The 26500-nt window shown below is 42.0% G+C and carries 25 protein-coding genes; 2 read left to right on the top strand and 23 right to left on the bottom strand.

Translation table 11 applies throughout. The features are described from left to right. Window positions 1–14: 14 nt before the first annotated feature. The 11 genes from I2F76_RS00560 to I2F76_RS00510 form a co-directional block, all read right to left on the bottom strand. Complete coding sequence (locus tag I2F76_RS00560) at window positions 15–3059, bottom strand: glycosyl hydrolase (RefSeq protein WP_070659996.1); 3045 nt, start codon at window positions 3057–3059, stop codon at window positions 15–17. 92 nt (window positions 3060–3151) lie between these two features. Then, window positions 3152–4543 carry a glycoside hydrolase family 1 protein gene (locus I2F76_RS00555; RefSeq protein ID WP_141751189.1) on the bottom strand — a complete coding sequence of 464 codons (1392 nt, stop codon included), beginning with the start codon at window positions 4541–4543 and terminating at the stop codon, window positions 3152–3154. Between the two features lie 16 nt (window positions 4544–4559). Then, complete coding sequence (locus I2F76_RS00550) at window positions 4560–5519, bottom strand: acetylxylan esterase (protein ID WP_195487018.1); 960 nt, start codon at window positions 5517–5519, stop codon at window positions 4560–4562. Further along, on the bottom strand, window positions 5516–6148 hold the full coding sequence (locus I2F76_RS00545) for an SGNH/GDSL hydrolase family protein (RefSeq protein ID WP_195487017.1): 633 nt from the start codon (window positions 6146–6148) through the stop codon (window positions 5516–5518). The genes I2F76_RS00550 and I2F76_RS00545 overlap by 4 nt, the downstream gene beginning before the upstream one ends. Before the next feature lies 1 nt (window position 6149). Continuing rightward, complete coding sequence (locus I2F76_RS00540) at window positions 6150–7016, bottom strand: ROK family protein (protein ID WP_195487016.1); 867 nt, start codon at window positions 7014–7016, stop codon at window positions 6150–6152. A 12-nt stretch (window positions 7017–7028) separates the two neighbouring features. Beyond that, window positions 7029–7739, bottom strand: coding sequence for a GntR family transcriptional regulator (locus tag I2F76_RS00535; protein ID WP_195487015.1), 711 nt, complete (start codon window positions 7737–7739; stop codon window positions 7029–7031). A gap of 37 nt (window positions 7740–7776) precedes the next feature. Continuing rightward, window positions 7777–10005: an alpha-galactosidase gene (locus tag I2F76_RS00530; protein WP_070659980.1), complete on the bottom strand. Its 2229-nt coding sequence runs from the start codon at window positions 10003–10005 to the stop codon at window positions 7777–7779. Window position 10006: 1 nt separating this feature from the next. Then, window positions 10007–10570, bottom strand: coding sequence for a hypothetical protein (locus I2F76_RS00525; protein ID WP_070659976.1), 564 nt, complete (start codon window positions 10568–10570; stop codon window positions 10007–10009). Between the two features lie 32 nt (window positions 10571–10602). Then, window positions 10603–11427: a carbohydrate ABC transporter permease gene (locus I2F76_RS00520; protein ID WP_070659973.1), complete on the bottom strand. Its 825-nt coding sequence runs from the start codon at window positions 11425–11427 to the stop codon at window positions 10603–10605. Window positions 11428–11430: 3 nt separating this feature from the next. After that, window positions 11431–12309: a carbohydrate ABC transporter permease gene (locus I2F76_RS00515; RefSeq protein WP_070659970.1), complete on the bottom strand. Its 879-nt coding sequence runs from the start codon at window positions 12307–12309 to the stop codon at window positions 11431–11433. 72 nt (window positions 12310–12381) lie between these two features. Then, window positions 12382–13677: an ABC transporter substrate-binding protein gene (locus tag I2F76_RS00510; RefSeq protein ID WP_070659967.1), complete on the bottom strand. Its 1296-nt coding sequence runs from the start codon at window positions 13675–13677 to the stop codon at window positions 12382–12384. A 231-nt stretch (window positions 13678–13908) separates the two neighbouring features. On the opposite strand from I2F76_RS00510, the gene I2F76_RS00505 reads away from it, so the two are divergent. Further along, a complete protein-coding gene (locus tag I2F76_RS00505; RefSeq protein ID WP_049489026.1) occupies window positions 13909–14430 on the top strand; it encodes a DUF2975 domain-containing protein in 522 nt (173 codons plus the stop codon). Between the two features lie 10 nt (window positions 14431–14440). Next, window positions 14441–14647, top strand: coding sequence for a helix-turn-helix domain-containing protein (locus tag I2F76_RS00500; RefSeq protein WP_003006064.1), 207 nt, complete (start codon window positions 14441–14443; stop codon window positions 14645–14647). Between the two features lie 423 nt (window positions 14648–15070). Here the strand turns inward: I2F76_RS00500 and metG are convergent, their stop codons facing one another. The 12 genes from metG to xseA form a co-directional block, all read right to left on the bottom strand. After that, entirely contained in the window at window positions 15071–17062 is a 1992-nt protein-coding gene (gene metG, locus I2F76_RS00495; RefSeq protein ID WP_049503538.1) for a methionine--tRNA ligase, read from the bottom strand. 160 nt (window positions 17063–17222) lie between these two features. Further along, window positions 17223–17915: a phosphoglycerate mutase gene (locus tag I2F76_RS00490; protein ID WP_003012031.1), complete on the bottom strand. Its 693-nt coding sequence runs from the start codon at window positions 17913–17915 to the stop codon at window positions 17223–17225. 146 nt (window positions 17916–18061) lie between these two features. Continuing rightward, entirely contained in the window at window positions 18062–18508 is a 447-nt protein-coding gene (locus I2F76_RS00485; protein WP_195487014.1) for a Fur family transcriptional regulator, read from the bottom strand. Window positions 18509–18962: 454 nt separating this feature from the next. Beyond that, window positions 18963–19238 carry an HU family DNA-binding protein gene (locus I2F76_RS00480; protein ID WP_003006038.1) on the bottom strand — a complete coding sequence of 92 codons (276 nt, stop codon included), beginning with the start codon at window positions 19236–19238 and terminating at the stop codon, window positions 18963–18965. Between the two features lie 110 nt (window positions 19239–19348). Further along, window positions 19349–20182: a DegV family protein gene (locus tag I2F76_RS00475; RefSeq protein ID WP_195487013.1), complete on the bottom strand. Its 834-nt coding sequence runs from the start codon at window positions 20180–20182 to the stop codon at window positions 19349–19351. Window positions 20183–20271: 89 nt separating this feature from the next. Then, window positions 20272–21000 (bottom strand): metallophosphoesterase, encoded by a 729-nt coding sequence (locus I2F76_RS00470; RefSeq protein WP_125826185.1) that lies wholly within the window; start codon window positions 20998–21000, stop codon window positions 20272–20274. Window positions 21001–21020: 20 nt separating this feature from the next. Next, window positions 21021–22679, bottom strand: a complete 1659-nt coding sequence (gene recN, locus I2F76_RS00465; protein ID WP_195487012.1) for a DNA repair protein RecN — start codon at window positions 22677–22679, stop codon at window positions 21021–21023. A gap of 6 nt (window positions 22680–22685) precedes the next feature. Then, window positions 22686–23120, bottom strand: coding sequence for an arginine repressor (locus I2F76_RS00460; protein WP_003006022.1), 435 nt, complete (start codon window positions 23118–23120; stop codon window positions 22686–22688). Continuing rightward, on the bottom strand, window positions 23110–23928 hold the full coding sequence (locus I2F76_RS00455; RefSeq protein WP_155200221.1) for a TlyA family RNA methyltransferase: 819 nt from the start codon (window positions 23926–23928) through the stop codon (window positions 23110–23112). Before I2F76_RS00455 ends, I2F76_RS00460 begins: the two co-directional genes overlap by 11 nt. Then, complete coding sequence (locus tag I2F76_RS00450; protein ID WP_195487011.1) at window positions 23921–24796, bottom strand: polyprenyl synthetase family protein; 876 nt, start codon at window positions 24794–24796, stop codon at window positions 23921–23923. Before I2F76_RS00450 ends, I2F76_RS00455 begins: the two co-directional genes overlap by 8 nt. Then, on the bottom strand, window positions 24793–25005 hold the full coding sequence (locus I2F76_RS00445; RefSeq protein WP_049483917.1) for an exodeoxyribonuclease VII small subunit: 213 nt from the start codon (window positions 25003–25005) through the stop codon (window positions 24793–24795). The genes I2F76_RS00450 and I2F76_RS00445 overlap by 4 nt, the downstream gene beginning before the upstream one ends. Further along, window positions 24983–26323, bottom strand: coding sequence for an exodeoxyribonuclease VII large subunit (xseA, locus tag I2F76_RS00440; protein WP_195487010.1), 1341 nt, complete (start codon window positions 26321–26323; stop codon window positions 24983–24985). The genes I2F76_RS00445 and xseA overlap by 23 nt, the downstream gene beginning before the upstream one ends. Between the last annotated feature and the right edge of the window lie 177 nt (window positions 26324–26500).

Below are 26500 nucleotides of genomic sequence, written 5' to 3'. Positions count from 1 at the left end.
ATATCAGCTAGAAACTAGAATTTATCGTTTTTATAGAACACTTTAATGAACCCAGCTAGCATTATGAAGACCATTCCAGTAATAATTGCCAAGAGAGACGGATTAGAACCTGTATTTGGTAACAATTTCGAATGACCTTGTTTTTGTGAATCAAAGTTGGGTTCTTCTACTTCCATCACCTTAGAAACTGTACTTTTTTCATCTGCCACCGTCCCTTTAGAGACTTGGCTTTGACTATCCGTCTCCTCTTTCTTAGATGTGATCGGGCTTTGAGTCGCTCCTTTGAAATCAGATTGTCCTTTCTCATCGGTTGGCTTCGCTTGTGTCTCTATAGGATCTCCTTCAGGGCTGTTAGGCTCTGTATACTCTTCTTTTTCTGGGAGTGGTGATGGCTGTGATTCTGGCAATTCTTTTGGTTTCAAGCCTACCAATTCATCCAGACTCTTAACAAAAGCAATATAATCAATTGTAACCTCACTATCTCCCGCTTCATCAGAAGATTTATAAAACTCTATTCCGACTTCTCGCGTTGCATCCCGATGTTCAATACTAGATAGATCAAAACGAAGTTCTTTGTAATCTTTCGATAGATCTTGAGACCCACTATCTACCCATTGCCAGCTATCCCCAACTTTGATAAAAAGCTTAGCAGAAAGAGGTTGGCTCGCCTTGACTCGTACAACATACCAATCATAGGAGGAAAGATCTGAAATTTGATTCACCTTTATTTCTGCCTTGTCGTCTTTCTTTAAAGCTAAGGTAGCATGTAAGGCTCCATCCGAAACTGTTCGTCCTTCTCCTTGCCAATCTGTACTTTCTTGGTCAAATGGATAAAGTTTCGCTTCATATGTCTTGTCTGCTTCCTTTTCAGGCAATGTAGCAAGATTTGGATCCGTGATTGCTTTGATTGTATCCATCCTCAATTGCCCTTTTCCTTTATCTCCACCTAAATAAAGAGCAAATTGCGTTACTTTTTTCAAACGTTCCTTGGTGATTTGAGCAGACTGATGACTTTCCCATTGAGCTGGCTTAAACTCTGACAAAGGGATGGTCACAAGCCCATGAACTCCATTGGAAAGGTCAATGTCTTTTTCAAAGCTTACGCCACCAACTTGAATCTGGACTGTCAAATGACGATTGCTTTGCTGATCTGCATCAAGTTCAAATTGAATAGCATTGGCTACTGACCAATCCTTATCGAAAGACAACTGGCGACCAGCATAGCCATTTCGATCCAATTGGTAATCATAGACGAGACGATAACCATCCTGACCCTGCCTTTTTTCTAGAGACATCACGATAGGATCCCCATTAGATGAGTAAGCACGCTCCAAAAGGTCCCGCTCTCCTAAATAATCTTCAAAATCATCCACGACTAGTGGATCTTGAGGTTGGCTTCCTCGTTTGATATATAAGCGATAATTCTGACTTTCAACAATCTTATCTCCTTGGTAATAATCAAATACAAGGTGGGCGACCTCTCTCTTCACATTTTCCGGCAGTGTGATAGTTCCAGTGTAAAAACCATTGACTAAAGATAAGGATACAGGAGCTTGATCATTGAAGCGAGCGGTGACCTTTGTATCTTCTGTCTTAGCTTTAGCAACAATAGTCAAAGTTTGATCCTTGATAAGGCTATCACTCCCTGGCTGTATTACATAGCGTGTAGAAATATGTGGGCTTGTTTGCAATGATTTACCCGTACCATAGATCGTCCCCACTTCTTTTAAAAAGACAGAATGAGGATCTTGATAGAATTTTTGGAAATCAGCCAATAACTCATGGTCTCCCCCAAGATTTCCATTGACATCTCGATAAGGGGTATAGAGATTATTTCCCATGCCAAAATTCGCCCAGGTCATCATATAGGCAATCTTTGAAGCTGCTGGATCCTTTTGTAAAGCATTGAAAATCCGAGTATACCAATCTAAGGTATTACCAGTATTCTTCAATCCTTGTGCGCTATAACCAAACTCTGTCAGAGCTGCTATTTTATTTCGTGCCTCCGCTTCTTTTACCAACATGGTTGTATCCTTTTTTAAAGCTTGGATATAACTGTCTGAACCAGGTTGGTTTTTATCATCGTAACTATCGATTCCTAACACATCAACATAGGCATCACCTGGATAAGTCTTAAAATAACGGTCATTTCCAGCTCCTGGTGAGTAGGCATATAAGAAGTTGTGAACCCCTTTTTGATCTCGTAGGTATTCAACTGTATAGCGATACAAGGCTTTATATTGTTCTGGATTGGTCGTACTTTCCCCCCACCAGAACCAACTTCCGGTCTGTTCATGAAATGGTCTAAAAATAACTGGAATCGTTTTACCTTCGTCTGTTTTAAGATTGTGAGCTAACTCTGCAATGCGGTCTAACCATTGATTAAATTGATTGTTTTTCGATCCTCCTGGTAAAATCTCTTGGACCACATTTCCTGAAGTATCGTTAAAATCTCCTCCTGTCACAAAGTTATGAGGATGGGTACTCATGGTGATAATCCCACCCAATTGATGAGCTGTCTTCATTGAATGAGTCAAATTTGCGATACTTTGTTTAGGATCACCAGAAACACCTGGTTTTTCATAGCCGTCAAGACTCAAGGTATCCCATCCAAAAACAGCTGGATAATCTCCTACAGCATTTTTTACATCCGAGTCTGTCGAACCCGCTCTAGATCCTTCAGAGGTCAACGTTACTCCTTCATCTAGCGCATGTTGCTGTCCAAACAAAATATCCTTCTTCTTGTTTAGGTCTTTTAAGTAGGCATACAATTCTTTGGTTTCTTGACTAGCTTGATCATCTGTCATTGCGAGTAGCCTAGTTTCACTAGTTTGACCAGTCGCTGTATTTTCTGATGATGAAGCTGTAACAGTTGGTATTCCCTGCGAAGTAGCTACTTCTGATAATGTAGACGTTTCTGAACTCACTTGATTGCTTCCAGTAACCTCCTCAACGGTAGGAGCATTCTGCTCTTCTGCTGCCAATACAACTGGAGCAAATAAAAAAATTCCTCCCACTGTTGCACTTAATACTAATTGCTTTTTCATCCCTTGTTTCATTTGATTTTCCTCATTTTTTTAAAAAAGAGAAAACAACGCCCTTGCTAGGCTCAACAGCATCTGCAAGATAAGTTATTTTCTCTTATTTCTTTTTAATTTATCGCATTTTTTTCAATCACTTCTTTGAGCCAGTAACCTGATTTCTTGATCGTCTTCACTTGTGTGTGAATATTGTTCGAAATCAAGCCATAGCGATTTCTGTAGGCATTGGTCCAAGACCAGCAATCAATTGGCGTCCAAAGGTGATAGCCAAAGCAATTAGAACCTTCTTCAATCCCCTTGTGTAACCATTCTAAGTGTTCTTGGATAAAGTTAATCCGGTAGTCATCCTGAATTTGTCCATGTTCATCCATAAATCGTTCTTCACGTGAGACTCCCATCCCATTTTCAGAAACAAACCATGGAATATTTTTATAATTGTCTCGAACATTCAAAGCAATATCATAGATCGCTTTAGGATAGATTTCCCAGCCCTTGTCGATATTCATGCGACGGCCTGGCATATCATAGTTATCAAAGTAACGGCCTGGCATCCAGTCTCCAACAGAATCAGGAGAAATATCTGGTCTCTTAACCCGATTTGGATGATAGAAATTCACACCCAGAAAATCGACCGTATTGTTTCGGAACAATTCTTCATCGCCTTCTTCTGTTTGCCATAATACCCCGTCCTTCTTCAGAACAGCAACCAATTCTTCTGGGAAATGCCCGTGTACAGCAGGCTCTAAAAACATCTTATTGTTCCAAAGTTCAGCAAAGTGAGCAGCATCTTGGTCTTCTTTTTCCTCTGAAGCAGCATAAGTTGGAGTTAAGTTTAAAACTGTTCCAATACGACCGCCATCTTTATCATATCCTTTTTCACGGTAGCGTTCAATCGTTTTAGCCGTTGCCAAATTAAGGTGATAGGCTACTTGAACAGCTTTTTTGCCGTCCACTAATTTTGGATAGTGGAATTGATAAAGGTATTCACCGTCCACTACCACCATTGGTTCATTGTGGACAACCCAGTCTTTAACACGATCTCCGAAATGCTTGAAGCATTGTTCTGCAAAACCAACAAAAAGATCGACAACGTGACGAGATTCCCAACCGCCATATTTATGGTAGAGATCTACTGGTAAATCAAAATGATGGAGATTAAAGATTGGGCGGATTCCATTTGCAAGGAAGGTATCGATCACGCGATTGTAATAGTCCACTCCTTTAGGATCAACCGTATTGGTTTCCAAATCATCAATGAGTCGTGTCCATTGAATCGAAGTTCGTAAACTGTTTAAACCAACTTCTTTCATTTTAGCAATGTCATCTTCGTAGCTATTATAAAAGTTGGATGCTGTATCCGGTCCTACGTAGTTATAAAAGGCTTCGGGTTCAATGTCATACCAATGGTCAAACATATTGCTATGTTTTTTATCAAATCGTCCTTCACTTTGAGGTCCTGATGTAGCAGCCCCCCACCAAAAATTTTCTGGAAATTGTTTCATCACCATTATCTCCTTATTATTCTATGATTCTCTTTCTCATTTCATCGCTGAATCCTGGTAGGTATTCGTGACCATACTCTGGGTAACAGCTTAATTCTTTCTTCGTTTGCAACTCGTTCCATACTGCAAATTGTAATTTGGGATGACAGATGCGATCTTCCAATCCCATTCCCCAAAATACGTCAGCCCGAATCCATGACGCAAAATTCTTTATATCAATATAGTCTAATGTTTCAAAAAATTTTTTCTCGTTTTTGTGTAATGGATCCCGGAATCGAAACCAATAAGCTAATTCCTCATAGGCCGATTGTCCTTGATCCAATTGATAGGCTTTTCGAAAGTCGCTTAAAAACGGATACTGAACAAAGGCTTTCTTGATGGATGGGCTTAGAGCAGCGGTCACTAATGCTAGAGCCCCTCCTTGTGAAACTCCATAGGTCATGATCTCCTGTGGGTCAATCTCTTCCATTTGCTGTAAGACGCGCGTCAGCTGGTAAAGATCCTGATACACCTTTTTGTAATACAGATTGTTTGGGCCATCCTCCACACCACGGATCACATGGCCTTTTAAAGTTCCACCCGTTGTGACCAAACGGTCCTGTGACTTTCCGCCTTGACCTCTAACATCTAACGCAATTACTGCGATTCCTTCAGCAGCTAATGCTACCTTGTCACTCCAATCACCACTACTCACATGGTAACCATGAAACTGAAGAAGGGCTGGAAGTTTTTTATCCTTACTATTTTTAGGACGCAGATATTGACAATAAATCTCAGCTTTTCCTACTCCTTGGAAGCGCAATTCGAAGGCTTCCACTAGTTTCGAAGGAAAAGGGTAGGGAGTTAATTGAAAGGCTAAACCAAGATTTTCAACTTCTTGCTTAGCCTTTTGCCAAAATGCCTCAAAATCGGCTGGTTTTTGATGAGGGCTCCGATAAGAACCCCACTGCTCATAAGCTAATTCTTGATTAATCATACCATCACCTCAAGATAGGAAAGTACTTGATTGGCGATGATGCGAGCTCCTAAAGGAGTTGGATGCACGCCATCTTCTCCTGTCAACGCTTGGGCTCCAACACATTTAGCTTCTTCATTTAGCAGATGATCCAGTGCCACCCATTCAAACTTGAATTCCTGGGCCATCTTTTTTACAACCTGCCTTTTTTGATCCAAATCAACTCTCCAAGTAAGCCGATCCTCTGGAAATGGTAATACAAACGGTTCCAACAATAGAATGTCTTCGACACCCGCCTCCTGCAATTTTTGTAACAAAATCCGGTAGTTCGACTCGAATACTGCATTGATTTCGCGACTTCCAAAATCTGGCCGCCCTACCTGATGCCAAACATCATTGATGCCAATCAGCAAAACCACTTTGGTGGGGTGGAGGCTGGTACAGTCCTCCAATCGATTCAGCAAGTCTTGAAGATGGTCTCCACCAATGCCCCGGTTATAGATAGCCAAGTTGGGAACTTTCTTTTTCAAAGCTTCTCCCACATAGTGGACAAACCCTGTTCCCAAATCAGAGGCTTGACTCCGGTCTCGTCCCCATTCTGTAATACTATCACCGAAAAAAACGAGGCGATCTGTTTCTAAGATCTTCATTTTAGGCCCTCTTTTTAAAATTCGCAACAGCTCCTAAGAGATTGGCATCATTATGGAAACGACAGATCTTGATCTCATAAGGGAGATCGGTTATGCCATTTTCTTCTAATAGCCCCTTCACACGTGAATCCACTTTCTCCAAAAGGTCTGGTCTCACTGAGATGCCTCCTCCAATGACCACCACATCTGGATTGAAAACAAACAAAATGTTGTAAATGCCACGTGCCAACTCATCATACAAGTGGCAGACCGCTTCGATCGCTCCTGCTTCTCCTTTTTCTGCTCTTTCAAACAGTTCTTTTCCTGATATAGAAGGTGAAAGGCCTACTGCTTTTGAATAGGTTCCAGCTACATTCACTGGGCTAGCCAGCATGCTCAAGGAATCCTTGGCGGTTTGAAGCATATAACCAAATTCCCCTGCGAAGAGGGAGCTTCCTTTATAGAGCTCACGATTGATCACGATAGCCCCACCAATCCCAGACCCAATGATGAAGAAGGCTGCATTGGTACTCTCTTTTGCCTCGCCAAATTCTACTTCTGCTAGGGCTGCACAGTTGGCATCATTCTCAATCGATACGGGAAGAGAAAACAAGTCCTCTAATTCCTTGAGAATAGGAAAATTATGAAGATAAGGAACAGCGCTTTTCCCTCGGATTTCTCCAAGAACAGCATCCACTGTTCCGGGACTTGAAAATGCAACTCCTTCAATCGACCTACCAGCATAACTTTCAAAGACCCGATAGAGATTGGCTTTCATTTCTTCCCAGTTTTTTGGAGTTTGAAAAGAAGAAGTTTCTTTTAACCCCTGCTCCTCATAGAGAGCATATTTGACAGCTGTCCCTCCAATATCAAATGCTAAAATTCCCATGATTCACTCCTCTTAATGCTTGACCATCATTTCTACAGAGAACTGATCGTAGCGGTGTACACTGATTGAATACTCAAACGGAGCACCATTACTTAAAAAGCCGATCTGTTCTGCTACTCCAACAGGATCCCCTGTCTCCAGTTGCAATTCTTCTACTTCAATGTCATTTGCTTTTCGTACAGAAATCGTTCGGTGCCCACTTTCAATGTACAACCCTAATTTATCTTCGATATACGTATAAATGGAGCCTTCCAAATCTGTTTTCCTCAATCCAGGAATAATAGACACTGGCATAAAGGTTTTTTCAATAACGGTTGGTTGCTTATTCACCAAACGGACACGATAAATTTCATACACTTGCGTGTCCATAGGAATATTCAACTTACTAGCCACCTTTTCTGTAGCCGGAACAATTTCATATTGAAGAATTTTACTGGTAACCTCCTTATCCGGATGAAAGGCAGAGGTTCCACGCATTTGGTTATCTACAATCAAGCGTTCCATTTCTTCAATGGAGAGTGATTTAACAAAAGTCCCCGATCCACGACGTTTGACAATTAAACCTTCTGAGACAAGGATATCAATTGCTTTTTTTATGGTCAGTTTACTCGCTTGAAAGGTCTCACCCATTTCTTTTTCTGAAGGGAGTTTTTGATCAGGCAAATACTCCCCTTCAATAATTTTCTTTCGAACTGCATTTGCAATGACTTTATATTTTTCCATTGTCTCACTCAACTCTCTTTATTATTCTAGATCTTCCTTATTCTATCATCTTTAGATAAAATAAACGTGAATGAAAATCACCAGGCATTTCTCGCGACCAGAAGTCATTTTGACGTCCAATATAATTTTGGTTCAACAATAGTCCAATCGCTTCTAAATCAGCGCCTGTCCGTACTTGATCCACTCTCTTCTCACTGACATGATATTTTCCATCCGCAAGCAAACCTTGCAATTTCAAACGTTTGTAATTGGGATTTGGTTCTGCCAAAATTTGATAATGGGCAACCAGGGCTTCTTTTTGGTCTTGACTAACCACCATCCAGGCCTTACGATTAGAATCTCCTGTTTCTAAACGGTAGAAGTTTCCTGTATAGATTAAGTTTTGATAAGATTGGTATTCTTTAATATCTAGTTTGATTTGTTCTTTTTCTTCAGGTTCCAGCTTGGTTGGGTCCAATTCATAGCCAAAGCTACCAAACAGTGCTACATTCTTACGCATCTCCAAACTCGTAATCCGAGCCACTTGGTGATTCGGTACAGCTGAAACATGTGATCCCATAGAGGCAATTGGATAAATCATCGACAGACCCGATTGGATTTGAATACGTTCGATAGCATCCGTATCATCACTAGCCCAAATTTGTGGACTATAATACAACATACCTCCATCGAAACGAGCCCCTCCCCCCGCACAGGATTCAATTAAGATGTGAGGGTATTTTTGAATCAGCTTTTCATACAAGCGATAGACCCCTAAAATATAACGGTGACAGACCTCACCTTGTCGATCAGCTGGTAAATGATTGGAGAAGGCTTCTGAAATATAGCGATTCATATCCAACTTTATGTAATCAATTTCCACTTGAGAAAGAATCTGATCCATTTGTCCAAAGATTTCTTCCACTACTTGAGGATTCCCAAAGTCGAGGATATACTGATTGCGTCCATGCGAAATATTTTTCTGACCTTGCCCAATGATCCATTCCGGGTGTTCTTGATACAATGGAGTATCTTTTGAAACCATTTCTGGCTCAAACCACAGTCCAAATAAGAGTCCTTCATCATGCAGGGTTTTCGAAAGTTTCTCGAGCCCTCCAGGAAGTTTTTTACGGTTGACCACCCAGTTCCCCAATGAACCTTCGTCTCGATTTCGGTCACCGAACCAGCCATCATCCAGTACTAAGAGTTCCACCCCTAAATTTTTTGCTTCCCTCGCAATTTCTAGCAACTTTTCTTCATCAAAGTCAAAATAAGTTGCTTCCCAATTATTCAATAAAACTGGGCGTTTTGTATCTCGCCAGCTACTACGAACAAGGTGTTTCTGGAAGAACTGATGGAAGGTCTGACTCATTGCATTTAGTCCGTCTTGACGATAGACCATCACTGCTTCTGGGCTGTCAAAGCTTTCACCATCCTCCAACTTCCATTTGAATTGGAAGGGATTGATCCCCAGTTGAATCCGTAAAACATCAAAATTATCTCGTTCGATTTGAGCAAGGAAATTCCCACTATACAGGAGACAGAAACCAAAAGCTTGACCGCGTGTTTCTGTTGTCGTCGGCTCACAGACCGCTAAAAACGGATTGTGCATGTGACTACTTGCTCCTCGAGTACTTGAGATCTGTTGAACGCCTGTGTGAATCTTATCCCGTTTCAAGTGGGCTTCTTTTGCCCATGCTCCGTCTAAATGAAGCCATTCATAGTTTTCATTTGAAAGATCGAGGCTCAATGAGGCCAATTGATGAAGGTTAAAGTTTTGTCCACTCTGATTTCTGATTTGTTGTTGCCGCGTCAAGACAGCCAAATCTTGGAAGACGGTATAGCGAAGGTCTAGATAAAGTTCTTCATAACGATCCTTGAGATGGATGGTTAATACCTGGGCATCCGGCGCATCTGCAAAGCTTCCTGGAAGCCCCTCTAACACTTCTTTTCCATCCCTTATGCTATAGCCTTGATAGGTGAATTGGAAAACATGGTCACCCGCTTCACTTTCCAAATCGATCGCTGGATAGCGAAAATCAGTTGTTCCAAAAACAGGCATTTCCTGCTTAATGGTTTCAAGAGAGGTCAAGAGACTACCTTCGACTAAATTATTGCCCGGACGAATCTCCCGCTCAATAAAGAGTTCGTAATCTTCCAATTCTGGAATGGGACTTCCAACATAGAGTTGTTCTAAAATCCCTGTTTCTTCCATCACACGAAAGATATAGCTAAAATACTTATTTTGAAGATGAAAAACCTGTTGTTCTTCCTGAATAAAAATCATCTTACTGCACCTTCATCTTTTTCACCAAGATGACAAGGTAAAAATACAAACCTGGAAATAAAAACCAACCAATAATATTTTTTGTGAGTGAAAACCAAATGCCTGCACACAAGCCTAGAAACAAGGTAATAGCAAACAAGGGATCTTTTCGAAAGAGCGAGAAGTTAGTCTCTTCTTTTCCTCCCTTGCCTAAGGCCAAAGCAGTCGCAAATAAGAAGAGAATACACCAAAGGATGCTCGAGAAGACAAAGGCCGTAATCGCAAGCTCGCTTACTTGTCGCATCATGGACATCCACGATGCAAAAATTCCGAAAAATGTCAGGGTCATTAGAAAGGAAATCATATAGGTAATAAGGGTTTGTTCTCTTTTTTTCCCTGACCATTTCCAGATAGATTCGTCTTCTATGTACCGTTCTTGGGCGCATTCTAAACAGTTTTGAATGGTAGCAACCCACGCATAGACCAATCCCTTTCGAAAGAGACTAACCCAAAACAAAACAGATAATTTACCAACATAATAGATTTTTTCAATCAATTGTTTTAGTTTGGATCTTTTTTCCACCATACTTGATTTCCTTTTCTAAGATGAAGTTTCTCCTACTTAACAGCCCCAGAAACCCCATTGTAAATATATTTCTGAAGGGATAAGAAGACGATTAAAATTGGAAGGATGACAATCACAACCCCTGCCAAGATGACTGGCCAGTTTGTCCCATAAGGCCCCTTGAAGGCAAACAAGGCTGTTGAAATAACTTTTAATTTGCGGTCTGGCATGTACAAGAAGGGGCTATAGAAGTCATTGTAGACACCGACTCCACTGATAATTAACATGGTTACGATTGGTGCTTTTAAGTTTGGAAGAATAATTCTCCAGAAGATTCCAAAGTAGCTAGCACCATCTAAAAATGCCGATTCATCAAGGGAAACAGGAATCTCATCCAAGTATTGTAAGAATACATAAACAGAAATGACATCTGTTCCCAAGTTCAAGAGGATAACTGACCAGATTTTGTTAAATAGTCCAAGACCATTAATGATTTGGAAGGTTGCTACCTGGCTGGTGATCCCTGGAATCAACATAGCCAAAACAAAGAGCATCAAAATGGGTTTTTTCAACTTGAACTCAAATCGACTCATCGCATAAGCAAACATAGAAGCGAGGGTCAATTTCCCAACCATACTCACCACAAAGATAAACAAGGTGTTTTTAAATCCTAAGAGCATTTGGCCATTCACAAAGGCTGTTTTGTAATTTGAAAAATCAAATGATTTTGGCAAATCCAAAACTCCACTGCTTAGGAATTCTTTGTTTGTTTTAAAAGATCCAATAAAGACCACTAGGATTGGAAGAAGGGCCACAATGGCTCCTGCCACCAAAATCACATATTGAAGGACCTTCCCTATCGAGACTTTCTGTTTCATTCCTTACTTCCTTTCATTCGTTGCCATTTTTTGAACGAGCGAGACAACAATCACAATCACAAGGAGAATAATTGCCATTGCAGATGCCAGTCCCACTTTATTGTATTTGAAGGCCGTATCAATGGTTTGAATCACAAAGGTCGTTGTTCCATTTGATCCACCAGTCATGATATAAGGGATATCAAATACGCTTAATGATCCGCTGACACCCAAAATAATATTTAAGAAAATGATATTGCGGATACTAGGGACAATGATATAACGGAACTGATCCCAACGGTTTGCACCATCAATCTCTGCCGCCTCATAAACTTCTGGATTGATAGATTGAATCGCTCCTAAGAAGACCAAGAAGTTAAATCCAGTATAGCGCCATACAGAGGTAAAGGCTAGAGAAATATTGTTGATCGAACGATCACCAAGCCAGAGATGGATTTGATCTCCCAATCCGATAGCTTTCAACACTGTATCCAAGGTTCCGTTTCCTTTAAAGAAATAAAGGAAAATGAAACCAATAGCTACCCCATTTAGTAGATAAGGGAAGAAAAGAATTCCTTTCCACAAATTCGCAAATTTCACTTTGAAAGAAAGAATGGTCGCGAACAATAGAGCTACTGCTAATTGGAAAAAGGTTGCAATGAAGTAATACAAACTGGTTTTAAATACAGTAAAGTAATTTGGATTGGTTAAAACCGTTTTATAGTTTTCAAAACCAACATACTTAGCATTTGTGCTATAGCCGTTCCAATCTTGCAAGCTATATTGGAACATTTTGAAGAGAGGGTAGTAAGAAAACGTCAAAATCAATGCGACTGGAATAATCGTAAAGGCAAAGATAATCAACCGTTTTTCTCGATCTCTTTTTGATGTACTTTTAAACATATTCTTCCTCCAAATCAAAAGCTGACAGGGTCAAACTCTTATTTCGTCTTTCTCTGCCAGCTGGTGATCATCCTATTTTTGTGAAACCTTTTCAATCGCTTCTGACCAGCGTTTGTTAAAGTCTTTCATAATATCATCAAAGCTTTCTTTTGAGTTTCCAATAGCAGCATCGATGATACGTTGTTTTTCTTTATCTGTAGAACCAATACCTAATTGTGATTCATCATTGATATCACTAAACAAGGATTCTTTTCCTGCTGGAGCTGGATTTTCTTCAAGCAATTGAACACCAGCTTTTTGACTTGCTTTCAATGATGCTGGATAATCCGCACCTTTCACAGTTGGGAGACCACCATTGTCCTTAGCGTAGTCAGATTCATTCACCAACCAATCCAAGAATTTACGAGCTGCTTCTTTGTGTTTACTATGCTTATTAATACCATAGTTGTAATCTCCTGTAACTGTCATGTATTGTTTGCCATCAGGAGCCGTCATAGGGAAGGCCATATATTGGATATCTTTTGCATTATCAGGATTGGCTTGCTGTACCTGTGGAATTGCCCAGCTACCTAAAACCATAACCCCAATCTTACCGTTTGCAAGATCAACTTTTGATTGTTCCCAATCTGAAGTTGTCGGATCAGCTTCAATCAATTTTTCTTTGCTGACAGTATACAAGGTGTTATAGATGGTGTTCATGACTTTACCATCTTCAAACGGAGCTTTGTCTGTCGTCAATTTGTTTGTGAAGTCTGCATCACCTGCAGCACCAGCTTTTACAAAGTCCCAGTTGGTTAATGTCCATCCAGCTGCATAGTTGGTATACAATGGTGTTACTTCTGAATTATGCTCTTTAACTTTTTTCAGTGCTTTTACAAAGTCTTCAGGAGTTTTTGGAAATTCTTTTACACCTGCATCTTTGAAGACTTTCATGTTTACGACCAAACCAGTCGCATTCATTTGACTTGGAATACCATAACTGATACCGTCATAGGAGCGATCATTCATCCCAAGGTATTTTTTAGAAAGTTCATCTTTTTTACCAAGTGGTTCAAAGAAGTTCTTATAATCTTGAGGTTTAATGTCAGATGGAATCATTAGGATATCCCCATAATCATCACTATTCATACGAGTTTTAACTTGACCCGCATAGTCTGTGATCGTTTGGACCTCAATTTTGATATCAGGATTTTTTTCATTAAATTGTTTAATGTATTCATCCCATTTTCCATTTGTTTCCCAGTCTGTCCGATGGTTGATGAAAGTAATGGTTTCTTTCCCGCTATCCTTAGACTCTCCATTTGAGCATCCCACTAATAATAGAGTTGCAAGAGTTGCAGCTCCTAATCCTAACAAACCTTTTTTCATTAGATTTGCCTCCTTGAATGAATTAATTGTTTTCTTTTATGAATTCATTATAACACAGAAATTTTAAAAAGTATATACTTTTTATTTAAAAATATATACTTTTTGTAAAATATTTTTAAAATCATCGTAAAAAAGAATTTTTTTATCGTTTTTCGATATATTTTTATTGACTTATTTTTTATAAGGAGTATACTATAAGTGAAAAATAAATAAACTTCAAGGAGGCTTGCGATGAAAAACTCAAAAACCTTAAAAAATGTCATTGAAGTCTTGACGGCTTTCATTTACTTCTGTGGCTTTATGACTGTAGCTGCATTAGTCGTCCATCTGCTTTCCCGCATGGGTCTTTTCAAAGATCTCATTCAATCAGGTCGCTTGTCCTTTGATGCGAATGGCATCCAGCTCTTTCCCCAACATCCACAACCTCTCTGGCAGCTGCTCTTCCCACTAGCCTCAAGCGCTATCTATATTTACCTTCTCCTCACCATTCGCAGCTTCCTCCAAAATCTCTACCAAGAAAAGATCTTTTCTCACTCCAACATTAATCTTTGCAACCGAGCTTGGAAGATTCTCTTGGTCTTGTCCTTTATGTCTGGCACACTTGAAACCAGTGGAAATGCTTATCTCCTTCCCTTCACTTTCCAATTTACCTTTAACACAGGGCTTCTCCTTGCCGTTCCAATCGTCTGGGTCTCTGGCAAGATTTTAGAGAGAGGAATTGAGATCGCTGAAGAAAATGAGCTAACCATTTAAGGAGGGTGCCATGATTATCGTCAATCTAGATGTCATGCTGGCCAAGCGAAAAATGAAATCCAATGAGCTAGCCGACAAAATCGGCATCACGACTGCCAACCTCTCCATTCTCAAAACCGGCAAGGCCAAAGCCATCCGCTTCACCACCCTTGAAGCCATCTGCAAAGAACTCGACTGCCAGCCAGGAGATATCTTGGAATACCGGCCTGATGAATAGGAAATGTATTTAAAAATATAATTGGAGATCTTCCTTAGGTGAGGACGGACGGTAGCGAATCCCTTTGGGATTCCATACCTAAGAATTGAGCCAGTGGGCTCAAATCTTCCGAGAGAGGCTGGGACAAAAGTCCTAGCCTCTCAATTGTCTTTGGATTGTCGAGCAAGACGCAGTGGTTGAGTGGGCTCTACTACGCTGATTTCATCAGCTTTTACAGCCCTACTCAACTGTGCGGAGGTGGGACGACGAAATCGAATTCTAACGAATTACCGATTTCTGTCCCACTCTCTCTTTTCTCACTGCGGAAGTCTCCATTAATATTCATTACTAATAGGACTCATCTTCTATCCTTGTAAAATTCAATGATGGGAACTATATCAATACTACAAAAGCACTCCCGCAGGAGTGCTTTTTTATATATGTTTAACCAATAATGCTTCCATTTGGAACAGATGGATCAACTGTTAAGACTGTTAATTGATCCCCGTGTTCTGCGGAAAGAATCATGCCTTGGCTGACATATTTCTTCATCATCTTACGTGGTTTGAGGTTGGCCACGATTTGAAGTTTCTTGCCGACCAATTCTTGTTCATTCGGATAGAATTTCGCGATACCAGAGAGGATTTGACGGTCTTCGCCATCTCCTGCATCTAGGCGGAAGCGAAGCAATTTGTCTGATCCTTCGACACGTTCCACTTCTTTGACTTCTGCTACACGGATTTCAACCTTGTCAAAGTCTTCAAATTTGATCTCATCTTTTTCAGACTTGAGTTCCACTTCTTCTGGAATCCATTCTTTTTCTTGTGGTTTACCAGCAGTCATTTGAGATTGGATGTAGGCAATTTCTTCATCCATGTCCAGACGTGGGAAAATTGGAGTTCCTTTGGCAACTACTGTGACATTTTCAGGGAATCCTGCTAAGGTCAAGTTTTCAAGATCAAAGTCTAAGCCCAAGCCAAGTTGTTCCATGATGGCATTTGAGGTGTTCATCATAAATGGTTGGATCAAGTGAGCCACAACACGGAGGCTGGCTGCCAAGTGAGCCATGACCGCTGCCAATTGTTCCTTGTCGCCATCTTCTTTAGCGAGGACCCAAGGCGCTGTCTCATCGATGTATTTGTTAGTCCGAGAGATAATATTCCATACCGCCTCCAAAGCGCGTGGGTAATCAACCGCATTCATTCGCTTGTGGTACTCTGCAATACTTTCTTCGACCACCTTAGCCAAATCTGCATCAAATGCAGTGACATTTTCGACATAAGTCGGAACTTGACCACCAAAGTATTTGTTGATCATGGCCACCGTCCGGTTGAGGAGGTTTCCAAGGTCATTGGCTAATTCATAGTTGATGCGAGCCACGTAGTCTTCTGGTGTGAAAGTCCCATCTGAACCAACTGGCAAACTGCGCATGAGGTAGTAACGAAGTGGATCCAAGCCGAAGCGTTCCACCAACATTTCTGGGTAGATGACATTCCCTTTAGACTTGGACATCTTGCCGTCTTTCATGACAAACCATCCGTGGGCAATCAAACGTTCTGGCAATTTGATATCCAACATCATGAGAAGGATCGGCCAGTAGATAGAGTGGAAACGAAGGATGTCTTTTCCAACCATGTGGAAGACGGTTCCGTTCCAGAATTTGTCAAAGTTTTCATGATCTTCTTGACCGTAACCAAGAGCGGTCACATAGTTAAGAAGGGCATCGATCCATACATAGACCACGTGTTTTGGATTAGATGGAACTGGAACTCCCCAGGTAAAGGTGGTCCGAGATACCGCCAAGTCTTCCAAACCTGGCTCGATGAAGTTTTTCAACATTTCATTGAGACGGCCATCTGGCGTGATGAAATCAGGTTGTGATTTGAAAAATTCCACCAAACGGTCTTGGTATTTGCTGAGGCGAAGGAAGTAAGATTCTTCAGAAACCCATTCTACTTCGTGGCCTGATGGGGCTACCCCACCGATAACCTTGCCATTCTCATCACGGAAGACCTCAGCCAATTGGCTTTCTGTAAAGAACTCTTCATCAGAGACTGAATACCAACCAGAGTATTCACCCAGGTAGATATCGTCTTGCGCCAGCAAACGTTCAAAGACCTGAGCCACCACTTTTTCATGGTAATCGTCTGTCGTACGGATGAATTTATCATATGAGATATCGAGTAATTGCCAGAGTTCTTTCACTCCAACTGCCATCCCATCTACATAAGCTTGTGGCGTAATTCCAGCTTCTTCTGCTTTTTGCTGGATCTTTTGACCATGCTCATCGAGACCAGTCAGGTAGAAGACATCGTAGTTCATCATGCGTTTGTAACGCGCCAAGACGTCACAGGCAATAGTTGTATAAGCTGAACCAATATGCAATTTACCAGATGGGTAATAGATAGGGGTTGTGATGTAGAATGATTTTGTCATTTTCTTTTCCTTTCAAGGCTAATGAAACCTTATGTAATAACACTTCATTATATCATTTTTAGGAGTCCCTGAAAACCCAAAACCAGCTAGGATCTAAGGAAGACAAGCAAAAAAGCTGACCGAAGTCAGCTTTCTATGATTGATAACGAATCACGCTATCTTACTTACCAAGATAGTATTCTTTTACAACGTTCAATTTTTCGTCAAATTCGAATACCAATGGTGGGAAGTTAGGGATTTCCACATCCATGATTTCGTCGTCTGACAATTGTTTGATGTGTTTAACAAGGGCACGGATTGAGTTACCGTGTGCTCCTACGAATACGTTTTTACCGTCTTTAAGAGCTGGAGCGATTTTATCTTCCCAGAATGGAAGGGCACGTTCCAAAGTAACTTTCAAGTTTTCAGCATCTGGAATTACTGAATCGTCAAGTGAAGCATAACGACGGTCAGTGTGTGCTGAGTGTTCATCATCACGGTCCATTGCAGGAGGCAATACATCGTAAGAACGACGCCAAATGTGAACTTGTTCATCACCAAATTGTTCAGCAGCTTCTGCTTTGTTTTTACCAGTCAAACCACCGTAGTGACGTTCGTTCAAACGCCATGATTTTTCAACTGGAACCCACAATTGGTCAGAAGCTTCAAGAGCCAAGTTAGTAGTTTTGATCGCACGTTTCAATACTGAAGTATAAGCTTGGTCAAATTCGATACCAGCTTCTTTGATCAATTTACCAGCGTCGATCGCTTGTTGTGTACCTTTTTCAGACAAATCAACATCAGCCCAACCAGTGAAAAGGTTAGCTTTGTTCCATTCAGACTCACCGTGGCGAGCAAAAACCAATTTTACCATTAGATGGATCTCCTTTTTATTCTCCGAGGTTTCCCCCGTTTATCTATTTTATTCTACTAGATTTTCAGTAAAAAATCTAGTGGCGACCATAGAAAAGTGCAATTTCTCACAAAAAAGAGCCTGACGGCTCTAATGGAATGTCTTTATCATTGTTTTTGACAGTCAGGGCAAATGCCATAGACGGTCATCTGGGTCTTGGTGATCTGGTAACCACTTTGACTCGCTACTTCTTCGCGAAGATCTGGTACTTCGATGTCCACATCTGCGATACGGCCACATTTTTCACACACCACATTCAAATGGTCATGCCCCATGAAATCAAAATAGGTCGTGGTATCATTGCGAACCTTAATCTCAGAAACGACACCCTCATCAATCAAAACCTTGATATTGTTGTAGACAGTTGCTAAACTCATGCTTGGAAACTGAGGCAATAAATCGCGATAGATCTTCTCAGCGCTTGGATGTTCATGACTCGCCACTAAATAGGAAAGAACTGCTCTGCGGGTATCAGTAATCCGAATGCCCTTAGCACGCAAATTTTGCAAGACTTCTTCCACGCGCTCTTGTTCATGACGATGCAATGCGTTCACTATGATTCCCCCTTTCCAATATGATTTAATCGATTCGTTATCCTTATTATATCATGTTTCAAAATAAATCACTATTTAGAATGCTTTTAATTAAAAAAAATGTCCGGGGGACATTTTTTTCATGAGCCTGAAAACCGAAAAGCGAGTTTATGTCCAGGGGACATTGATTCACTAGCCTGAAATAGATTCATCTACTCTCAGCAGATCCAACTGGTCATCCAGCGCACGGTTCCTAGGATCATTTTGACCACGAGGATCATAAAGCAAAATTCCACAACGAACCACAGCCCTTTCAGTAGATACAAAATAGGTCGGATAAACAACAAGGCAAAGAGTCCTAAAATGAATCGCATGGTCTTTTCTCTCTTTCTTTTTTCCTATTATACCCTTATCCTATAGAGCTGTCCAACAAAAAAACCACCCTAGAAATCTAGGATGGCTTTTCAAAATGCAATTATTTAACTGCTTCTTTAAGAGCTTTACCAGCTTTGAATGCTGGAACTTTAGAAGCTGCGATTTTGATTTCTTTACCAGTTTGTGGGTTGCGACCTTTACGAGCTGCACGTTCACGAACTTCGAAGTTACCGAAACCGATCAATTGAACTTTTTCACCTTTTGAAAGGTATTCTGAAACTGCTGCGAATACAGCGTCAACAGCTGCTGCTGAATCTTTTTTAGTCAATTCTGTAGCTTCTGCCACTTTTGCGATCAAATCTTGTTTGTTAGCCATTTAACAAATCCTCCAAATTTTTTTAGGCTTTACGCCTTAACAGTACTATAATATCTAAAAAAAGCCTTTAGGTCAAGTACTAAACCTGTTTTTTCAAACATTTATTCAGCTTATTCGTAGCGCACCAAAACTGCAAATGCATTCTCACCTGTATGAGTTTGAATAATCGATCCAGTTTCGAGAACAGGGATTGCTTTTTCAACGAGCGATTGCAACTGAGCCTTCATTTCATTGGCCCATTCTGGTGTCCCTGCGTAAGAAATACCGATCTCAGCCACCTTACTATGGGAAAGTTTCTCTACCAATTCATCCAACCATTTCTTAAAGGTCTTGTTTCCACGGCCCTTGACGATTGGTTCCAACTGATGGTCCTTCATTTCCATCACCACACGGATGTTAAGAAGCGAGCTCAAAAGTCCGGTAACACGGCCAATCCGACCACCTTTAACTAGATTTTCCAAGGTAGATACGCCGATATACAACTCTGTCTTTTCTTTGACTTCTTCAATACGAGCTAAAACGGTGTCTAGATCTGCTCCTTCTTTAGCCAACTTAGCTGCCTCAACCACTTGGAACTTCATAGCTTGGTCTGTAAAGCAACTATCAATCACGGTCACATCTGCCCCTGACAAGGTTGCCCCTTGGCGAGCCGCCTCTACGGTTCCTGACAAGGCATGAGACATATGAATTGAAACGATATGAGCTCCGTCTGCTGCTAGTTTTTCATAAATTTCCGCAAAGACTCCAACGGGTGGTTGGCTGGTCTTTGGAAGATTTTTGCTAGACTGCATTAAGCGCAAGAAGTCACCCTCACCCAACTCACTGTCGGAATAAAGGACTCCATCCACCATAACAGAAAGTGGCACAATGGTGATGCCATATTCTTCAACCACTTCAGGCTCAATTGTAATAGATGAGTCTGTAACTATTTTAATATTTGCCATATATTTCTATACTCTTCCTAAGAATGTTCTGCTTTCATTATATCAAAAAACACGGGGTTTTGCAGTGAAAGATATCCATTCCTGCTTCCTCAGTCGTCTGCGGCAGAAAAACCTGTATTATGAAGGACATGGTCATGGACAATGCCTTGATCATCCAAGAGCAATCCATGGAGGACTCCACCAAAGACAGCGCCCCCATCGACACCCATCTTCTGATCTGAAATCCAAAGATTTTCGGTGCCGACTGGCTCATTGAGCAGTCCATAGACTGGTGTATGGCCAAAGACGATCCATTTGTCTGTATGATTCTCCGCTTCATGGAATGGTTTTCGGATCCAGACCTTTTGGTAATCACTGGTTTCTCGCCAATTTTCAAGGGTTAGATCCACACCAGCGTGGACAAAATAATAGGTCTCTGTCTCGTAGTCAAAAGGCAAACGACGGATGAAGGCCACCAAGTCAGGAACGGCATTTTCTACTGCTTGCGCATCCGCAATGCCATCTACAGGAGCATCGAGTGGCCGGCCTAACAGAGAGTTGATGGTCGTATCGCCACCATTTCTTCGGTAGTGGTCATAACGCTCTTCTGGATTGTCCAACCAGGCTAAAAACATGTACTCGTGATTCCCGGAAAGGCAAACCGCTCCGTGATGGTCTACGTAGTCCTTTACGATTTCAATTGATCGTTTGCCATTTTCGCCTCGATCTATCAAATCCCCTAAAAAGACCAATTGAGCTTTTCCATCCCACTCTGTCATGAGCTCTTCTAGCATTTGTGCTTTTCCGTGAATATCTCCGACTACAAAGTATGTTGACATTGTTTCAAACCTTCTTTCTCTTAACGCTTGAGAAGTTGCTCTGCTTGTTGACGGGCAGCTTCCGTTAGATCCTCTCCTGCCAGCATCTTGGCAATTTCTTCGATTCGTTCTTCTCTATTGAGCAAACGAACAGTAGATACAGTTGAGTGTTCATCGCTGATTTTCTCAATATAGAATTGATAATCTGCTGCAGCAATGACTTGAGGCAGGTGAGAAATGGCAAGCACTTGGCCATTTTGACCAATCTTGTGAATTTTCGCTGCGATGGCTTGAGCCACGCGCCCAGAGACTCCTGTATCCACCTCGTCAAAGACAATACTGGTTTTTCCTTCTTTTCGAGAAAAAGCCGACTTAATGGCCAACATCAAGCGTGACAATTCTCCGCCGGATGCTACCTTGACAAGGGGTTTAAAATCCTCACCTGGGTTGGTCGAAATGTAAAATTCGACAGCTTCATTTCCCTCACGATTAAACTTAGCCTTGCTAAAACGCACTTGAAAACGCGCCTTGTCCATGTAGAGATCTGCCAATTCTTGCTGGATTTCATTTTCCAATTCTTGAGCTAGGTCATGCCGTTGATCACTCAAATCTTGAGCCAAGGTGACCAAACTCTTTTCTAGACGTTTGAGTTCTTTTTCCAAGTCCTCAGACGAGAGATCACTTCCGGTGAGAAGGCTATATTCTTTGGTGATTTGCGCCAGGTATTCCAATACGTCCTTGACTTGGCCACCATACTTGCGCGTGATGGAGTGGATCAAATCCAAACGAGATTCCACCTGCATGAGGCGATTGCCATCAAACTCCAGACCATCGACCACATCTTCTAAGCGCTTGGTAATATCCTCAAGGGCATAGAAGGTTTCCGATAACTGGCTTGAGAGCTCTTTGTAGCTGGGATCATATTCTTCAATGCTTTCCAGATCATTCATGGCTGAGCGAACATTGGAGAGGCTCGAAAACTCTTCTGCATCCAGCATGGTATAGGCATTGGTTAGGGTATCAGCAATCATCTTGTGATTGAGCAGGCGTTGGCGTTCTTGCTCCAGACGCAGGTCCTCATCCACTTCCAAGGCAGCTGCCTCAATCTCTGCAATTTGAAACTCCAACATCTCGATACGAGCCTTGTTTTCCTGCTGGTTGCGCTGGAGTTCCACCACTTGTTTGCGCAGGCGTTTGTAGTCTTCAAAAGTCTGACGATAAGCGTCTTTGGTTTGGAAAAAGGCTGCATCCCCAAATTCATCCAGCATGGCGATATGCAATTGGGGCCGCATGAGTTCTTCCTGATCATGCTGGCCATGGATATCCACCAAATGTTGACCGACTGCCTTTAAGACAGACAAATTCACCATTTGTCCATTGATCCGGCTGACACTTCGTCCATTTTGCAGGATCTCTCGGCGAATGATCAATTCATCGGTCCACTCTAGTCCTTGCTCTTCAAAGAGAGCTGTCAGGTGTCGATTGCTCTCAACGGTAAAGAGCCCTTCGATTTCCGCTTTTGGGGCTCCGTGTCGGATGACATCCGTCGTTGCGCGGCTTCCCAGCATCATGTTCATGGCATCGATAATGATGGATTTCCCTGCACCTGTTTCCCCTGTCAGTACCGTCATTCCCTTTTCAAAATTTAAGGAAATCTCTTCGATAATGGCAAAGTTCTTAATCGAAATTTCTAATAGCATAGGCTCTTACCACCCAAAGATTGATTTGAGGATATTCTCTGCTTCTGGTGCGGAATAAGCAATCAACAAGATCGTATCATCATCTGCAACAATACTAAAGATATGCTCCTTATAAATCTCCCGCAAGCGACGTTTGACTAGAGGAGCCGTCCCTGGAACCATGGTGAAATTGACATATTCTCCCATGCGACGATGAGACAAGATATTGCTTTCAATCATCCCAATCCCTTGGTGGTGCTTACGTGGCAATTCATAGACATAGGTCATATCTTTGAGAGGACGTTTTACGATGCCCAATTCTTTGATATCCCGTGATACCGTCGCTTGGGTTGCTGAGATGCCTTCTTCTTTCAAATGTTCGACGATCTCTTCTTGCGTCCCCACTTCATGATCGCGAATGAAGCGACGAATTTTTTCTAATCTGATATTCTTACTCTTCATGTTTAAATTCCTTGTGTGCCAGCTCCACAACAGCCTCCAGCTGCTCTGTAGTTGGCTTTGTTTTCTCTTCTTTTTTTTCTAGATACATCAAAAATTCGATGTTGCCATGACCTCCTTGGATAGGGGAATAATCCACTCCCTTTACCGCAAAGCCATGCGTTCCTGCAAATGTAGCGACCTTTTTAAGGACCGCTAAATGAATCTTAGGATCCTTAATGATCCCATTTTTTCCGATCTGCTCGCGCCCTGCTTCAAACTGAGGTTTCACCAAGGCCACGACTTGTCCATTATCTGCCAAAATCCGGTGAAGGGCTGGCAGAATTAAGTCCAAGGAAATAAAGCTGACATCGATACTCGCAAAGCTCGGTGTCGCTTCAAAATCATCTGGCTCGGCATAGCGGAAATTGAACTGCTCCATCGAGACCACCCGAGGATCATTGCGCAATTTCCAGGCCAACTGATTGGTCCCGACATCCACCGAAAAGACCTGGCTGGCTCCATTTTGCAGCATGACATCTGTAAAGCCACCTGTAGAAGCCCCGATATCAATCGCAATTTTACCCTCTACAGATAAACCGAAGTGGTTCAAGGCTTTTTCTAATTTAAGACCGCCCCGGCTGACATATTTGAGCTTTTCACCTTTTAATTTCAACTCGGTTGCTTCATCAATTTTTTCACCCGGTTTATCAAAGCGCTCACCATTGATAACGGCAACGACAAGGCCTGCCATCACCCCTCTTTTGGCTTGTTCGCGGGTATCAAATAGGCCTTGTTTATAGGCTAATACATCCACTCTTTCCTTAGCCATCTATTCGTAATCCTTCTATTAATTTCTTGATCGCTCGCGGATCAAAGTCGCAAGCAGCTGTAATCTGATCCAACAAGTCCTCGCAAGCGTCTAATTCACTTGTCAGCAAAGCTTTTGATTCTTCCAATCCCAACAGGGCTGGATAGGTCGATTTTTCAGCTACCAAGTCCTTTTGAGGGGTCTTCCCCAAAGCTTCAAAATCAGCGACCAAATCCAAAATATCATCCCGCACTTGAAAAGCCAGGCCTAATTTTTTCCCGATTTTTTCTAAGAGCCGACCAATGTCTGCTTGCAACTCTAAAATCAAACCGGCTGCGATGAAAGGATAGGCAAGGAGGCGTCCTGTCTTATTGGCATGGATAGTCTGCAACTCTGCTAGAGTTAGCTGTTTGTGCTCCCCTTCCATATCAAGGACTTGGCCAGCTACCATTCCACGACTACCGGAAGCATCTGACAATTCGAGGATCAAGGAGACCTTGACCGCATCAGGAAGGGCACTGGCAGCTATCAGCCCAAAGGGATCGAGAAAAAGCGCATCTCCTGCTAAAATCGCCAAGTCTTCTCCAAATTTCTTGTGGTTGGTCAATTGCCCCCGACGGTAATCGTCATTGTCCATAGCAGGCAGATCATCGTGAATAAGGCTTCCTGTATGGATCATCTCCAAAGCCCCTGCTACTTGAAAGTGAGCCTCCGTCAATTCCAGTCCAAAGGCCTCTAACAATTCTAAAAGGAGCAAGGGGCGCAGCCGTTTTCCACCTGCCTGGATCGAATACAGGACCGACTCCACTAAATGGGGGGCAACGGCTTTCTCCTCATAAAAAGAGCGAACTGCTTGCTCTACTCTATTTCGTTTTTCTTCTTGTCTCATGCTAGATCCGCTTCAGTACCATCTGCTTGCATGACCTTGACCAAGGTTTTCTCTGCTTGATCCAAGGTCTCTTGCAATTCTTTTGACAATTTCATTCCTTTTTGGAATTCTGTAATAGCTTCTTCAAGAGCCACGTCCCCACTCTCCAATTTTTGGACGATAGCTTCCAAATCTGCTAAATTTTCTTCAAATTTCTTTTCTTTCGACATGTTTTACCTCTACTTCTAACTGGCCATCTCTCATGATGAGGGACAGCGGGTCCCCTTCTTTTACTTTCGCAACCGAATCCAAGACCTGATCGTCTTGCTTGACCATGGCATAGCCACGCGCAATAATCCGGCTAGTATCCAGCATCAAGAGGGCTTCTGATAAGCCTTGCACCTTGATCTTTTGCTCTTTAAGGACTTGTTCCATTCGGTTGGTTAAGATTCTCTTATCTTGGAGCAGGCGGTCCTGGTAGCGATCAATACGATGCAAAGGAGACGTGGCTTCTAAGCGATGACGCAGACCTTGCAGCTGATTGGCCCCTTGTCCATAAGCATCGCGCATTCCTTGTTTCAAGCGCAATTGCAACTGGTCAATCTTTTGTAGGTAGCCATCATAGAGTCTTTCAGGCTGTCTAAAAATAACCGATTGACTTAATTTGGCCAAGCGTTCACGATTATAGGCCAAGCGATTGGACATAGCTGTTGCCATGCGATTTTCCTGCTTTTGTAAATGGGACAAGAGATCCAACTTCGTTACTGGAGTGGCCAATTCAGCAGCGGCTGTCGGAGTAGCGGCTCGTCGGTCTGCTACAAAATCGGCTAGAGTCGTGTCTGTCTCATGCCCAACACTGGAGATAATCGGAATCCGCGATTCAAAAATGGCGCGCACCACTACTTCTTCATTAAAGGCCCAGAGATCTTCAATTGAACCACCCCCACGACCGATAATCAAGACATCCAAATCATCCCGTTGGTTAGCCCTTTGAATATTAGCAACCACCTCACTAGATGCACCTTCACCCTGAACCTTGGTCGGGTAGAGCACAATCTCAACACCAGGGAAGCGTCGGCTCACCGTTGTGATAATATCGCGAATCACGGCCCCACTTTGACTGGTGATGACCCCGATCTTTCTTGGAAATTGTGGCAGAGCTTGCTTCCACCGATCCTGAAAGAGCCCTTCTTCGGTCAACTTTTTCTTGAGTTGCTCAAATTGGATGGCCAAGGCCCCTACTCCATCTGGCTCAGCCTTTTCAATGACAATGGAATAACTCCCACTTGGCTCATAGAGCTGAATGCGACCGATGACGTTGATCTTCATGCCTTCTTCTAGCTCAAAACCAAAGCTTCGATAAACCCCAGCCCAGACCGTCGCCTGAATAACCGCTTTTTCATCCTTTAATGAAAAATACTGGTGGTTGGGGCGTTTTCGGAAATTGGAGACCTGCCCTGTCAGATAAACCCTTTCCAAATAGGGATCCTTATCAAATTTTAATTTCAAATATTTGGTCAAACTTGATACGGATAAATAGTTGGACATAGGAACTCCTTTCTGCAGAATATGATCAAGTTTAATTATACCAAAAAACACCAAAAAAGGCTGGCAGACAAAGCGAAATCATGAATTTCCTTTCTCCACAATCCTCATTTTATTCAAGTCACTTTCTACTGGTCTTTTTTAAACCAGCTTCCTTATTTTTCACACTTCTCTAATCGT

The sequence above is a fragment of the Streptococcus parasanguinis genome (assembly GCF_015557775.1).
In the GTDB taxonomy this organism is placed as follows: domain Bacteria; phylum Bacillota; class Bacilli; order Lactobacillales; family Streptococcaceae; genus Streptococcus; species Streptococcus parasanguinis_AA.
Note: the sequence above shows the minus strand (reverse complement) of the source record. Positions and strands in the feature narration are given on the sequence as shown.

Excerpts from the sequence above, each read along its gene's own strand:
- I2F76_RS00560 (WP_070659996.1), bottom strand. The coding sequence starts at position 3,059 with ATGAAACAAGGGATGAAAAAGCAATTAGTATTAAGTGCAACAGTGGGA.
- I2F76_RS00555 (WP_141751189.1), bottom strand. The coding sequence starts at position 4,543 with ATGAAACAATTTCCAGAAAATTTTTGGTGGGGGGCTGCTACATCAGGA.
- I2F76_RS00550 (WP_195487018.1), bottom strand. The coding sequence starts at position 5,519 with ATGATTAATCAAGAATTAGCTTATGAGCAGTGGGGTTCTTATCGGAGC.
- I2F76_RS00545 (WP_195487017.1), bottom strand. The coding sequence starts at position 6,148 with ATGAAGATCTTAGAAACAGATCGCCTCGTTTTTTTCGGTGATAGTATT.
- I2F76_RS00540 (WP_195487016.1), bottom strand. The coding sequence starts at position 7,016 with ATGGGAATTTTAGCATTTGATATTGGAGGGACAGCTGTCAAATATGCT.
- I2F76_RS00535 (WP_195487015.1), bottom strand. The coding sequence starts at position 7,739 with ATGGAAAAATATAAAGTCATTGCAAATGCAGTTCGAAAGAAAATTATT.
- I2F76_RS00530 (WP_070659980.1), bottom strand. The coding sequence starts at position 10,005 with ATGATTTTTATTCAGGAAGAACAACAGGTTTTTCATCTTCAAAATAAG.
- I2F76_RS00525 (WP_070659976.1), bottom strand. The coding sequence starts at position 10,570 with ATGGTGGAAAAAAGATCCAAACTAAAACAATTGATTGAAAAAATCTAT.
- I2F76_RS00520 (WP_070659973.1), bottom strand. The coding sequence starts at position 11,427 with ATGAAACAGAAAGTCTCGATAGGGAAGGTCCTTCAATATGTGATTTTG.
- I2F76_RS00515 (WP_070659970.1), bottom strand. The coding sequence starts at position 12,309 with ATGTTTAAAAGTACATCAAAAAGAGATCGAGAAAAACGGTTGATTATC.
- I2F76_RS00510 (WP_070659967.1), bottom strand. The coding sequence starts at position 13,677 with ATGAAAAAAGGTTTGTTAGGATTAGGAGCTGCAACTCTTGCAACTCTA.
- I2F76_RS00505 (WP_049489026.1), top strand. The coding sequence starts at position 13,909 with ATGAAAAACTCAAAAACCTTAAAAAATGTCATTGAAGTCTTGACGGCT.
- I2F76_RS00500 (WP_003006064.1), top strand. The coding sequence starts at position 14,441 with ATGATTATCGTCAATCTAGATGTCATGCTGGCCAAGCGAAAAATGAAA.
- metG (WP_049503538.1), bottom strand. The coding sequence starts at position 17,062 with ATGACAAAATCATTCTACATCACAACCCCTATCTATTACCCATCTGGT.
- I2F76_RS00490 (WP_003012031.1), bottom strand. The coding sequence starts at position 17,915 with ATGGTAAAATTGGTTTTTGCTCGCCACGGTGAGTCTGAATGGAACAAA.
- I2F76_RS00480 (WP_003006038.1), bottom strand. The coding sequence starts at position 19,238 with ATGGCTAACAAACAAGATTTGATCGCAAAAGTGGCAGAAGCTACAGAA.
- I2F76_RS00475 (WP_195487013.1), bottom strand. The coding sequence starts at position 20,182 with ATGGCAAATATTAAAATAGTTACAGACTCATCTATTACAATTGAGCCT.
- I2F76_RS00470 (WP_125826185.1), bottom strand. The coding sequence starts at position 21,000 with ATGTCAACATACTTTGTAGTCGGAGATATTCACGGAAAAGCACAAATG.
- recN (WP_195487012.1), bottom strand. The coding sequence starts at position 22,679 with ATGCTATTAGAAATTTCGATTAAGAACTTTGCCATTATCGAAGAGATT.
- I2F76_RS00460 (WP_003006022.1), bottom strand. The coding sequence starts at position 23,120 with ATGAAGAGTAAGAATATCAGATTAGAAAAAATTCGTCGCTTCATTCGC.
- I2F76_RS00455 (WP_155200221.1), bottom strand. The coding sequence starts at position 23,928 with ATGGCTAAGGAAAGAGTGGATGTATTAGCCTATAAACAAGGCCTATTT.
- I2F76_RS00450 (WP_195487011.1), bottom strand. The coding sequence starts at position 24,796 with ATGAGACAAGAAGAAAAACGAAATAGAGTAGAGCAAGCAGTTCGCTCT.
- I2F76_RS00445 (WP_049483917.1), bottom strand. The coding sequence starts at position 25,005 with ATGTCGAAAGAAAAGAAATTTGAAGAAAATTTAGCAGATTTGGAAGCT.
- xseA (WP_195487010.1), bottom strand. The coding sequence starts at position 26,323 with ATGTCCAACTATTTATCCGTATCAAGTTTGACCAAATATTTGAAATTA.